Source organism: Mesorhizobium comanense (assembly GCF_005503535.1).
Classification (GTDB): Bacteria; Pseudomonadota; Alphaproteobacteria; order Rhizobiales; family Rhizobiaceae; genus Mesorhizobium; species Mesorhizobium comanense.
On sequence record NZ_SCNN01000036.1, the window covers coordinates 33,502 to 45,427 of the forward strand.

Annotated in this window: 14 protein-coding genes and 1 pseudogene; 12 read left to right on the top strand and 3 right to left on the bottom strand. The window is 61.0% G+C overall.

Features of this window, described 5'->3' with window-relative positions:
- Positions 1–46: 46 nt before the first annotated feature.
- The 3 genes from FFS37_RS35915 to FFS37_RS33130 all read right to left on the bottom strand — a co-directional run bounded on the left by FFS37_RS35915 (position 47) and on the right by FFS37_RS33130 (position 1,042).
- The gene (locus tag FFS37_RS35915) at positions 47–187 is read right to left on the bottom strand and encodes a hypothetical protein (RefSeq protein ID WP_171026520.1); all 141 of its coding nucleotides are present in this window, start codon (positions 185–187) and stop codon (positions 47–49) included.
- A gap of 128 nt (positions 188–315) precedes the next feature.
- Complete coding sequence (locus FFS37_RS33125; protein WP_137935139.1) at positions 316–522, bottom strand: hypothetical protein; 207 nt, start codon at positions 520–522, stop codon at positions 316–318.
- 91 nt (positions 523–613) lie between these two features.
- Positions 614–1,042 carry an XRE family transcriptional regulator gene (locus FFS37_RS33130; protein ID WP_232375869.1) on the bottom strand — a complete coding sequence of 143 codons (429 nt, stop codon included), beginning with the start codon at positions 1,040–1,042 and terminating at the stop codon, positions 614–616.
- A gap of 194 nt (positions 1,043–1,236) precedes the next feature.
- On the opposite strand from FFS37_RS33130, the gene FFS37_RS33135 reads away from it, so the two are divergent.
- The 12 genes and pseudogenes from FFS37_RS33135 to FFS37_RS33190 all read left to right on the top strand — a co-directional run.
- The gene (locus FFS37_RS33135; RefSeq protein ID WP_137935140.1) at positions 1,237–1,773 is read left to right on the top strand and encodes a hypothetical protein; all 537 of its coding nucleotides are present in this window, start codon (positions 1,237–1,239) and stop codon (positions 1,771–1,773) included.
- The gene (locus FFS37_RS33140) at positions 1,767–2,465 is read left to right on the top strand and encodes a CBS domain-containing protein (protein ID WP_232375870.1); all 699 of its coding nucleotides are present in this window, start codon (positions 1,767–1,769) and stop codon (positions 2,463–2,465) included. Before FFS37_RS33135 ends, FFS37_RS33140 begins: the two co-directional genes overlap by 7 nt.
- 27 nt (positions 2,466–2,492) lie before the next feature.
- Positions 2,493–2,897 (top strand): group III truncated hemoglobin, encoded by a 405-nt coding sequence (locus tag FFS37_RS33145; RefSeq protein ID WP_171026521.1) that lies wholly within the window; start codon positions 2,493–2,495, stop codon positions 2,895–2,897.
- A complete protein-coding gene (fdxA, locus tag FFS37_RS33150; protein WP_137935142.1) occupies positions 2,894–3,232 on the top strand; it encodes a ferredoxin FdxA in 339 nt (112 codons plus the stop codon). The genes FFS37_RS33145 and fdxA overlap by 4 nt, the downstream gene beginning before the upstream one ends.
- A 5-nt stretch (positions 3,233–3,237) precedes the next feature.
- On the top strand, positions 3,238–5,256 hold the full coding sequence (locus FFS37_RS33155) for a hydantoinase/oxoprolinase N-terminal domain-containing protein (protein WP_137935143.1): 2,019 nt from the start codon (positions 3,238–3,240) through the stop codon (positions 5,254–5,256).
- Between the two features lie 553 nt (positions 5,257–5,809).
- Positions 5,810–6,397, top strand: a complete 588-nt coding sequence (gene folE / locus FFS37_RS33160) for a GTP cyclohydrolase I FolE (RefSeq protein WP_210240509.1) — start codon at positions 5,810–5,812, stop codon at positions 6,395–6,397.
- Between the two features lie 61 nt (positions 6,398–6,458).
- Positions 6,459–7,139 carry an RNA polymerase sigma factor gene (locus FFS37_RS33165; RefSeq protein ID WP_137935144.1) on the top strand — a complete coding sequence of 227 codons (681 nt, stop codon included), beginning with the start codon at positions 6,459–6,461 and terminating at the stop codon, positions 7,137–7,139.
- Between the two features lie 116 nt (positions 7,140–7,255).
- A complete protein-coding gene (locus FFS37_RS33170; protein WP_137935145.1) occupies positions 7,256–7,780 on the top strand; it encodes a DUF4142 domain-containing protein in 525 nt (174 codons plus the stop codon).
- Positions 7,781–7,791: 11 nt separating this feature from the next.
- Entirely contained in the window at positions 7,792–8,103 is a 312-nt protein-coding gene (locus tag FFS37_RS33175; protein WP_137935146.1) for a cupredoxin domain-containing protein, read from the top strand.
- A gap of 129 nt (positions 8,104–8,232) precedes the next feature.
- Positions 8,233–8,904 (top strand): patatin-like phospholipase family protein, encoded by a 672-nt coding sequence (locus FFS37_RS33180; RefSeq protein ID WP_232375871.1) that lies wholly within the window; start codon positions 8,233–8,235, stop codon positions 8,902–8,904.
- A 425-nt stretch (positions 8,905–9,329) separates the two neighbouring features.
- Complete coding sequence (locus tag FFS37_RS33185; RefSeq protein ID WP_137935147.1) at positions 9,330–11,177, top strand: assimilatory sulfite reductase (NADPH) flavoprotein subunit; 1,848 nt, start codon at positions 9,330–9,332, stop codon at positions 11,175–11,177.
- A 9-nt stretch (positions 11,178–11,186) separates the two neighbouring features.
- Positions 11,187–11,819 (top strand): annotated as a pseudogene (locus FFS37_RS33190) (sulfite reductase); the annotation flags it as partial.
- Positions 11,820–11,926: the final 107 nt, after the last annotated feature.

The following is an 11,926-nucleotide window of genomic DNA, read 5'->3' on the forward strand; positions in this document are numbered from 1 at the left end:
TTGCTGCCCAAAGTCATCGGAGACAACCATTGCTTGGCTCCGCCCATTATGGTTCTCCGATGACATTGGGCAAGGCATTGATTGGTGGGGTTCCCAGAACACCCTTCGCGCCGCGCGATGACCACTCAGTTGGAGGCAGGAGCAGCTTGGCGAGCTCGCTGACAACGATCAAGGATTCGAGTGCCATCGCCCCGCTTCCTACCGTGCAGGGGAGCCCTCGCTGCCGACTCTCAAGAAAGGGTGGCGTTCGGCTGCTTCCGGCATGCCGTCAGCGGCACCTGTCGCCAGATGCTATCCGGTCCGTTTGACGCGGGCCTAGCGGCGGCGGGCGCCAAGCAAAGTGGCTATCACCAGTTCTCGTCCGACCCTGTTTATCCCGGTCCCGCCCGGTCTTTCTTCCGCCAGTCCGAGAAAGACAAGGCGTTCGGCCAAGGCTTTCGATAGAGATGGGTAAGGTCCGCGGTTCATTCGTTTGAGTGCCGTTTGCTCGTCCTCGGTGAGATTGTCCCAGATAACCGTCATGAAGGAGTTCCTTGCTTGCGCCTGCGGAGCAAGCGGGATCTGAACTGCCTACCAGCAGACTGTGAGCGTCGATCCATCGGGCTCCGAAGACCTATGGAACGGCGTCCGTTCCGACGATGCCGCCTTCATTTTCGAGGACGCCGATTCGTCTGACTTCCGAGCGGTTGAGTTTCAGGCGAACGCCGACACCGCCGCCGTTCTCCGCGATGAAAACGGCGCCGGCGTTTTCAAGCGCGGTTTGCAGCGTGTCGCAGATATCCTGGTCGGGAAGGTTGATCCGGCGCTCGAATTCCTCGATGACCAACGCATCCACGCCTGAATTGCCGGCGAGCTTATCACGGGTCCATTCGACCAGCGCGCGAGCGGCACGACATTGAGCACCAGTGATCATCATAAAATCTCCTGCTACCGCTTTCGGGGCCGAAATCACCGCTTGCTGACAGCCAGTACACTCGGGGGTGCGATGGCTTCGGCCCATCAGGAATGCATATCGAATCCGAAAAGGGAAGGGCTGCGCCACGCGCCGCAATCGAAATTATAATGCAAATTAATTGTGCTAAAGCGGCAATAAATTTCGTTTGTCCTGCAGATAAGGATGAGTGAAGTTCGTGCGTAGCGAAATTGACACATTGGGTGCCAGCCAGCAGGTCTCAACGCCAGGGGAGCTCTTGGCGTTATCGCGCGGAAGGGACCTTGGGCTCGGCGATGATCATAATGGACAGGCTTGAACACGATTTCGGTAGAATCCTTTCCGGCAGGGACATTCAGCGTCATGTGGTAGGGCGGATGGTATCTGCCAGCCGCCACGACGTAGATGGCCGCATCCCAATCGCTCCCGCGGACAATGTTCTCAAAAGACGGCTGCGTGGGGAACTGCTCCTGCAAGCACAGACCAGGCTGCCGATCACCTATGCAAGACTGGCCGAGAGCATGGTTGGTTCAGACGGAACAGTCGTGATCCGGCATGCACTCGAACAACTGATGGACGACGATGCGGACGAAGGCCTGCCATTGCTTGCGGCTGTTGCCGTGAAGGCGCTCGAGCCCGGTTTGCCCGCTCCCTGGTTCTTCCGGAAAGCCGAGGATATGGGGCTGTTCGCTGGCGATCCGACCAATCTGGAAGCCTATGCTTTCCATGCGAGGGAGTTCTATCGCGCGATCCACCTCCATACTGGCAACGGGCAAGGCTCTGGAACGACCTTGCCGCCGGTTCCGCCGCCTGCAGACAGGCGAAGGAGAACGAAATGCTGATCGCCAAGGACGTCATGACGTCACCGGTCATCGCGGTAGGGCCTGACAGTACGGTGGATGAGGTCGCCGATATTCTCCTGTCGCACGGGATCAGCGCTGTGCCCGTGATTGATCGAGGTGCGCTGCTGGGCATCGTCAGTGAAGGAGACCTGATCCGCCGGGCAGAGATCGGTACAGCGCCGCAGGTGCGTTCCTGGTGGCTTCATTTATTCACCAACAACGCGGCTCTTGCGGAAGGCTATGTCAAGTCTCATTCCGAGCATGTGACCGACGTCATGACAAAGCAGGTTGCGACTGTGGTCGAGAGTACGTCAGTCGTCGAGATAGCAACCCTGCTTGAACACAATCGGATCAAGCGTGTTCCGGTGCTTCGCGACGGACAGGTGGTGGGGATCGTCAGTCGTGCCAATCTGGTGCGGGCTTTGGTCGTTGCCAGGAAAGGTTGGCGCGCTCCGGTCTCGCATGACGACAGCAGCATCAGGCTGGAGATTATTGAAGCCTTGCGATCCGAATCATGGCCGTCGACCGGAAGGTCTGACGTGACCGTGACCAACGGCGTAGTTACGTTCTGGGGAGCTTACCTGTCCGAGCAGGAGCGCAAAGCCTCGCTCATCCTGGCTGAAAACATCGCTGGCGTGCGTGCTGTCGATGATCACCGCATTGCCCTCGATATGACCTCCGGCGTGGTCTGAAGGGCGGGATGAGCGCTGGACCAGAGCATGCCCTTGATACAGACAGCCCCGATTTCCGACGAGCAGATTCGACAACTCGTCGACTCCTTCTACGACGAGATCCGCGCCGACGCGGATCTCGAGCCGATTTTCGAGCGCGTCGTTGCCGGCGACTGGGAAACGCATCTGGCGAAGATGTACGATTTCTGGTCCTCGGCCATGCTGACCACCGGGCCCTGCAAGGCAAGTTTCGCCGCGGTCCGCAAGCACATGGGTGGGTTGGAGGCCGATCTGCTCGACCGGTGCCTTGCCTTGTTTGGCGACAGTTGCGACGAAGTGCTGGATAGCGAGACTGCGGGGCTCTGTTGGCTGAAGGCGGCCCACCTCGTCGAAAGCCTGAAGCTGACCTTGTTCTATCGTCCCGGCCCGGCATGGCTGAGACATGCCGCATGACGTTCGTGGTCACCGACAATTGCATCAGATGCAAATACATGGACTGCGTGGAAGTCTGCCCCGTGGACTGTTTCTATGAAGGCGAGAACATGCTCGTCATCCATCCCGATGAATGCATCGACTGCGGCGTCTGCGAACCCGAATGCTCCGCGAAGGCCATTTTTCCCGGCACCGCGCCTGGTCTCGACGATTGGCTCGCGCTGAATGCTGAGTACGCGCCTGTGTGGCCTAATATTGCGATCAGGCGTGATCCGCCCGCCGACGCGAAGGCGTTCGACGGCGAAGCAAACAAGCTCGCGAAATATTTCTCGCCGGAACCTGGGCTGGGTGACTGATCAAAATGAACGCATATGCGCACCAGCCGTCACCTCTGTATCTGGGCATCGATACCGGCGGCACGTACACCGATGCCGTGCTGTGGTCGGAATCGAAAGGCATCGTGGCCAAGGCCAAATCGCTGACCACGCGGCACGATCTTGCCGAGGGCATCGCCGGCGCCGTCGACGCTGTTTTATCCGAGGCTGCAATCGAACCCGGCGCCATCAAGCTCGTCTCGATGTCGACCACGCTCGCAACCAACGCCCTTGTCGAAGGGCAGGGCGGACGGGTCGCGCTGGTGATGATCGGCTTCGCTGAAGCCGATCTTCCCCGGGACGGATTGTCAAAAGCCCTCGGCTCCGATCCCGTGATCTTCTGCCCGGGCGGACACGACGTCCATGGTGATCCGCGTCAGCTGGTGCTGGACGCTCTCGCGGCCGCATTGCCGTCTCTTGCCGAAACGGTCTCAGGCGTCGCCGTGGCCTCCTATTTTGCGGTTCGCAATCCCGAACATGAGATCGCGGTGCGTGACGTCATCCGCGAGCGCACCGGGCTTCCGGTGACCTGTTCGCACGAACTGTCGTCGAAACTCGGCGGCCCGCGTCGGGCGCTGACCACGCTTCTCAATGCGCGACTGATCTCGATGATCGATCGCCTTGTCGACGCCACCGAGGGCTTTCTGACAAGACGCGGGATCGTCGCTCCGCTCATGGTCGTGCGCGGCGACGGCGCGCTTATCACCGCTGAATTCGCTCGCGCCCGGCCCATCGAGACCATCCTGTCAGGACCAGCGGCAAGCCTGGTGGGGGCGCGGTACATGACTGGCATTGATGACGCAGTGGTGTCCGACATCGGCGGCACGACCACTGACATCGCCGTTTTGGACGGCGGCCGCCTGCGACTCGATCCGGAAGGCGCTACCGTCGGCGGAATGCGAACCATGGTGGAAGCCGTCGCCATGCGCACCTTTGGCCTCGGTGGAGATTCGGAAGTCTCGCTCCATGAGCGGTCGCTGACTTCGACGATCGTCCTAGGCCCCCGTCGGCTCGTGCCGCTAGCGCTTGCCGCGGTGAAGCACGACGATGCCATATACAAAGGCCTCAAGCGGCAATTGCTCAGCCCTAACACCAGCCGGCTGGACGGCCGCTTTGCATTGCGCACAGGAGTGCCCGAGCGTCTGGCTGCGGGCCTAACAGTTACCGAGGCGCGGCTCTATGCTGACATTTCGGCAATTCCCGCCGCGCTTGATCGGCTGCTCGTATCGACGTCACAGGTCGCGACACTCAATCGCCTGGTCGCGCGCGGTCTGGTGCATATCGCGGGCTTCACGCCATCCGATGCGGCCCATGTGCTCGGTCGGCAGGACAACTGGGATCCTGTCGCGGCTCGACTGGGCGCCGAATTGTTCGCACGCAAGCGCGACGGCCAGGGGCATCGTGTCTCCAAAGGCGCAGAAGCATTTTCCGAGATGGTCCTCACCGCCGTCACCCGGCGTTCTGCCGAAGCCATTCTTGAAACAGTCTTTGCCGAGGACGGGCTGGATGGCGGCGTCTCTGTTGCCAATCCGCTGGTTCAGCGGGCGGTTGGCCGACGAGGCGGCATGGCGCAGCTGTCGATCGCACTCGACCGGCCGGTGATCGGCCTCGGCGCTTCGGCATCGCTTCACTACGCGGGGCTGCCGTCGATCATCGGCAATACGTGCAAGATCGCCGAACATGCCGACGTCGCCAATGCGCTAGGCGCGGTGGTCGGGCAGGTACGGATGTCGGCGGAAGCCCGCGTCAGCCAGCCGGAGATCGGGCTTTTTCGTCTCAATTCCGGCCTGCGGCTGGACGACTTTGACACAGAGGACGAAGCAATGGCCGCCGCCGAAGCCCACATTCGCGCCTTGGCGGCAGGTCTCGCCGAGCGCGCCGGGACCGATCAGGCACGGATCGAGATCTCACGGGACATAAGGGTTGCCACAATCGAGGGCGAGCGCAGTTTCGTCGAAGCCATCGTCGTCGCGACAGCCACCGGGCGGCCGCGGATCGCGTCTTGACGTGGACCAGGGCCGCGCCGCGCGTCACGCGCACCGGAGCGCTTGCCGGTACGAAGACCAATGCAGGCCTGGTGCCGGAAACAGCGGACCATGCAGCCAATTACGACTCAGCACGCCAGCGGTGCGCCGCAGTGGGTACATGTGCCGTCGACCGCCAGCATATCGTCGCCGACGCGTACCAGGACCACCAGCCAACGGGCGGCATGGGCATTATCGCGATTGCCACGATGAACACATCAAGAGCGAGGTCGGGGTCGGTTTCCACGGACTGTTGCGATACCATCTTGGTTCTCCTTCACGATCCCGACGGCGTACGTTGACCATGCGCCGGACATGAAATTGGATGCAGCGCTTTTCGAAAAGTTCCCGTGGTTCGCCACAGGTGGGAACCTTCCTCCCGGTGTCGTGCCCGTCGGGAACCAATCCTCGCCAGACGCATCCAATGGTTTCAAGCGTGGAACTGGAGAGACCGATGGACCTGCATACGCAAATTCTGGACGGCACCGAAGACTGCATGACCACCGCCGCCCGGGGAAGTTCAGCCGGAAACGGCATGTCGACGGTAGCCGACCGCGTCCGCCCAACGCGCTTCGATGCGGAGGCTGCGGTCAGGACGCTGATCTCTTGGGCCGGCGACGATCCGGCGCGACCCGGGCTTGTCGATACTCCTTCACGTGTCGTTCGTGCTTATGAAGAGTGGTTTGCCGGCTATCGGCAAGATCCTGTGAGGCTGCTCGAACGGACGTTCGATGAGATCGGCGGCTATGATCAGGCGGTCGAACTACACGACATAGCGTTTCATTCTTTCTGCGAACACCACATGGCGGCAATCCACGGCAAGGCGTACATCGCCTACATGCCCGTCAACCGCGTGGTGGGCATCTCCAAATTGGCAAGGGTTGTCGAGGCTTGCGCCCGCCGCTTGCAGATACAGGAGCGGCTCACGGATGATATCGCTTGCGCCATCGAGGATGCCCTGCAGCCGGGTGGAGTGGCCGTCGTGCTTGTAGCCGAGCATGGCTGCATGGCATCGCGCGGCGTCCACGCGCACGGCACCCGCATGGTCACCAAACGCATGCTCGGCGTTTTCGACACGAACGTCGATCTGAGGCGCGAATTCCTGTCGTCGATTCCGGTGTGATGAATTTTCCTCGGGAACCTTTGTTGTCGAGGTCCATCTATTGAAGGCAAGGAGACCGCTCATGTCGGATGCTCGACGAGACGCGACCGAAATCATCGCTGCTTCAGGCGACCTGGAATTGGCACAGCGCGCCATGGCGCGCGACGGCGCTGCCTTCCGCACCATCATCAAGACGCATAACCAGCGGCTTTACCGCATCGCGCGCGGCGTGGTGCGCAATGACAGCGAGGCCGAGGACATCGTCCAGGAGGCCTATGTCAGGGCCTTTGCCCATCTCGAGAGTTTTCGCGGCGATGCCTCGCTCGGCACATGGCTGTCGCGCATCGTCATCAACGAAGCGCTCGGCCGGTTGCGTAAAAGACGGCGAACGGTGGCGATGCCCGAGAACCTCCAGGCCGAGATTATCCAGTTTCCCCTCAACCCCAGCGACGATCCGGAGCGGACGATGGCGCAACGGCAGATCCTCCAACTGGTGGAACGCGCAACTGACAGCCTTCCAGACGTCTACCGGATGGTGTTCGTGGCGCGGGTGATCGAGGGCCTGAGCATTGAAGAGACTTCAGAACTGCTCGGCGTGCGGCCACAAACCGTCAAGACCCGGCTGCATCGCGCCCGCGCCCTACTGCGCAAGGCGCTGGATGACCAGATCGGGCCAGTGCTGCTCGACGCCTTCCCCTTTGCCGGTCGGCGCTGCGAGCGGCTTACAGTTGCCGTGATGAAGCGGCTCGGCCTGGAAGGCTGACCCTCGTTAGATTCAGTTGATTTTTGGCGGGAACGTTTGCCGCAACCCAGCATCCAATGACTGTCAACTGAGAACGATGCCCGATGCGATTTGCGCATCCGGGCGAAGGAGATGTCATGCTTATTCGTCACACCGCCGCCCTTGCCGCCTTGCTGCTGCTTGGCACTGCCCCGCTCGCGCAAGCCGCCGACAAACCAACCGATCCGCAGATCGCCCACATCGCCTATACAGCCGGCGTGATCGATGTCGAGGCGGCCAAGCAAGCGCTCAAGAAGTCGAAGAACAAGGAGGTGCTCGCCTTCGCCAAGGACATGGTTCGCGACCATGAGGCGGTGAATGTTCAGGCGCTCGACCTGGTCAAGAAACTCAAGGTGACGCCGGAAGACAACGCCACCAGCAAGGCGCTCACCAAAGCCGCTACGGAGGAGCGGGCCAAGCTCGCCAAGCTCAAGGGCGCGGCCTTCGACAAGGCTTATGTCGACAATGAGGTGGCCTACCATAAGCAGGTCGACGTCGCTCTCGAAACGCTGCTCATCCCGTCAGCCAATAATGCCGAACTGAAGAGCCTGCTGGAGACCGGCCTGAAGATATTCCAGGGTCATGAGCAGCACGCCGAACACGTCGCCAGTATGCTGAAATGAGGCCGGCGCTGATGGTGCCGAAACGTCATCTTTGGATTGCACTGGCGCTGACAGTCATTGCCGCGCCGGTGAAGGCCGAAACCATCCAGGTCACCATCGACAAGCTGGTGTTCTCGCCAGCGACGGTCGAGGCGAAGGTTGGCGACACGATCGAGTGGGTGAACAAGGACATGTTCGCCCACACGGCCACCGTCAAGGGCGGTTGGGAGGTGATGATCCCGCCGAAGAAGTCCGCAAGCCTGACATTGAAGGCCGCGGGAGCGGTCGACTATTTCTGCCGCTTCCACCCCAACATGAAGGGCCACATCGCGGTGGCGCCGTAGCTGGAGCGTGGGATCGCGGCAGGCGCCGCGATCCCACAATTGGGGAGGTGCGTCCTGCCCAAGTCGGTTGCACAACCAAAGACCGCGTTTGTCTTTGCGGGCGGCGGCTTCGGCGCCGTTCAGGTTGGCATGCTGCGCTCGCTCGCGCGCCGCGGCATTGCAGCGGATATGGTTGTCGGTTCGAGCGTTGGCGCACTGAACGGGGTCCACTATGCCGGCGATCCCACGATTGAAGGAATCCGACGGCTGGAGACGATCTGGCGTGGATTGCGCCGGCGCGACGTCTTTCCGCTAACACGGAAAACCATGATCGGGTTCATGTACCGTCGCGATTTTCTGGTGACATCGGACGGGCTGCGCCAACTCGTCGATCGGAACTTGCCTTACCTCAATCGGGAAGACGCACCGATCCCGATACACATCGTGACGACTGATATTCTAACAGGTCGAACAGTTGTATTGTCGAAAGGCTCGGCCGCGCAGGCCATTATCGCCAGCGCCGCTATTCCGGCGGCCTTCGCCCCGGTGCAGCATGGCGATCTTTATCTTGCCGATGGCGCTGTATCGAGCAACACGCCAGTCAAGGTGGCGGTAGCGCAAGGTGCACGGCGTCTGATCGTTCTACCCACCGGGCTACGCTTGTGCCCTCGACAAGCCGCCTGTGGGCGCTGTCGCGAATGCGCTGCATGCGTTGACGCTGCTTGTCGCGCTGCAATTGTGGAGCGAACTGGAGGGATTGGTCGGCAACACCAATTTTTTCGTCCTGCCGCCAATCTGCCCTCTGGTCGGGTCGCCCTATGACTTCTCCCAGACAAGCGATTTGATCGAGAGGGCCGCAACCAGCACCGAGGCTTGGATCGCCGCGGGCGGTCGCGACCGACCGGGTGTCCTTGCGCAGCTAAGCACGCACAAACACGCAAGTTAGGTGCGGGCGCTATCTGAACACAGCAAAAAACTGGAGTCGGTCAGAAGCATTTTTCGTCCACGGAAGGCACCGTTTTTAGAAGGAACGATACGTGATCGAAGAAACCACAGGATGGGCGTTTCAACAGTCATTTGCTGCAGAATTCTTGCATCAAACTAGCAATATCATTCGTTTGTCTTGGCCAAAACTCGAATGCAATGGTCGCGCCTGGCAGCCGGCAGGGCATCTCGGATGCGAGCTCCGTCAGGCTCCCTAATTTGGCAAAAAGCACGGCCATGACTGTGCCGAAGGAAGCGATCAGATGACTGCATTCGAGTTTCCAGGCCCAGGCTTTACGGCCGAGCAATGGGAACGGATTAATGCCCTGACGATCTCGCTGAAGCCCGGACAGGGGCTCTGGATCAGCGGTTATTTCGCCGGGATCGATCACGGCGCGCGTTCACTGCTCGGAGACATTGCTTCTCCCTCTCCATCTGATCACTCTGTGTCGGTCGCGCCGCGAGCGATTTCCTCGAGGTCGCTGACGATCATTTTCGGCGGTGAGACCGGCAACAGTTCCGGTCTCGCTAGGACACTTGGCGAAGTCGTCCGCAGGCAAGGACTTGAGCCAATCCTAGTTGACATGGCTGACTACAAGCTGCGCAAGCTCAAGGACGAGCAGGACATTTTGATCGTCACAAGTACCCACGGCGAGGGCGATCCACCGCTTTCAGGCATGAGCTTCTTCGAATTCGTCGAGAGCCGAAAGGCGCCGCGCCTCGAAGGCGTGCGCTATGGCGTGCTTGCGCTCGGCGATTCCACCTATGAACGCTATTGCGAAGCGGGCAAGCGTCTCGATCGGCGACTGGCCGAACTCGGTGCGGTGCGACTGCAGGACCGGGTCGATTGCGACGTTGATTATGAAGATCAGGCTGCCGGGTGGATCGCAGCTGCCGTCGCCAAGCTCGCGCCGGCCGCATCGGGACCAGACTTGCAAAATAGGGCGGCTGGCCCTGCGAGCGTGTCTTCCGCGGCCGTGGTCGAAGCGCCGACATTCGACAAGCACACGCCATTCCCGGCAGCCATCATCGACAATCTTGTCCTCACCGGACGCGGATCGAGCAAGGAAACCCGACACATTGAACTGTCTCTGGCTGGCTCGGGACTTGCATTCGAACCCGGTGACGCACTTGGTGTCATGGCGCGCAACGATCCGGCCTTGGTCGAAATGCTGTTGGATAAGCTGTCCCTGGGCGCCGATGCAAACTTGTCCGGCAGGGGGTTCACGACCACGCTCGATGTCGCGCTGGCCGAGCACCTGGAAATCACCGTCGCCACGCCGCGCTTCCTCGACCAATGGGCAGAGCTCACAGGCGCAAGCAAGCTTCAGGAGCTGCGTGGCGAGCACCAGTTTCAGGCTCGCGCCACGTTTCTGCGTAGCCATCAGGTCATCGACATCGTCCGCGAATTCCCGGTTCCAGGGATCGATGCGCAAACCTTTGCCGCAGGACTGAGACCTTTGCAGCCACGACTCTATTCGATCGCATCGAGTCCTTCCGCCTTGCCCGACGAAGCGCATCTGACGATCGCCACCGTGCGCTATGATCTGCACGGTCAGCCGCGTGCCGGCGTCGCTTCTGGCCACTTCGCCGAACGTGGCGCACCGGACACGACGATACCGGTCTATATCCAGGCCAACCCGCATTTCCGTCTGCCGGACGGTGACGTTCCCATCATCATGATCGGGGCAGGCACCGGCGTCGCACCTTACCGCGCATTCCTGCAGGAGCGCGAAGCGCAAGGAGCCGCGGGTAAATCCTGGCTCGTTTTCGGCGAACGCAATTTCAGCAGCGATTTCCTCTACCAGACCGAGTGGCAGGGTTTTCTGAAGGATGGTGTGCTCAGCCGGATGAACGTCGCTTTCTCCCGCGACAGCGCCACCAAGACCTATGTCCAGCACCGCCTCATTGAGCACGCACGCGATGTCTACGCCTGGTTGGAGGAGGGCGCGCATGTTTACGTCTGCGGCGATGGCACGCATCTCGCCCCCGACGTGCACGCTGCTCTTGTTGGTGTGGTGCAACAGCAACGGGCATGCGGCAAGGCCGCCGCCAACGACTATATCGGCGGCCTGCAGCGCGATCACCGCTACCAGATCGATGTCTATTGAGGTTCGCGCATGACAGTGCACCAGTTAAATACGGACCGTAGCCGAGACCTCTCGCAGCCGCTGGAAAAACTCGGCCCCGACGAGAGGATGAAGGCGAACAGCGATCAGTTGCGTGGCACCATAGCGGCGGGCCTCGTCGAAGAGCTAACGGCCGCCGTGCCCGGTGATGACATCAAGCTGATGAAGTTCCACGGCCTCTACCAGCAGGACGACCGCGATATCCGCGACGAACGCCGTCGGCAAAAGCTTGAGCCGGCCTACACCTTCATGGCTCGGATCCGCCTGCCAGGCGGTGTCTGCAGTCCCAGCCAATGGCTGAAGCTGGACGAGCTTGGGCGCGCCTATGCAGGCGAGACGCTGCGGTTGACAACGCGTCAAACGTTCCAGCTGCATCGCGTCAAGAAGCAGAACTTGCGCTCGACCATGCAGGGTTTGCGCGACGTGCTTCTGGACACCAAGGCAGCCTGCGGCGACGATTCCCGTGGCGTCATGTGTTCGGTCAATCCTCAGCTCTCCACATTGCACGCCCAGGTCTACGCGCTAGCCAAGCGCACCAGCGATCACGCCATTCCCAAGACAGAGGCTTATCGGGAGATCTGGTATGGCGAAGAGCGCACGGAGGTTTCAGGGCCGGAAGAACCGCTTGTCTTATGACTTTCCGTCGTTTCGAGGCCAAAGTGGGTTGCCGCCTGCGGGCCTTCACCACCCGCAGGCGGCGGGAGGGGTGGGATCGATGAACCGCCGGTCGT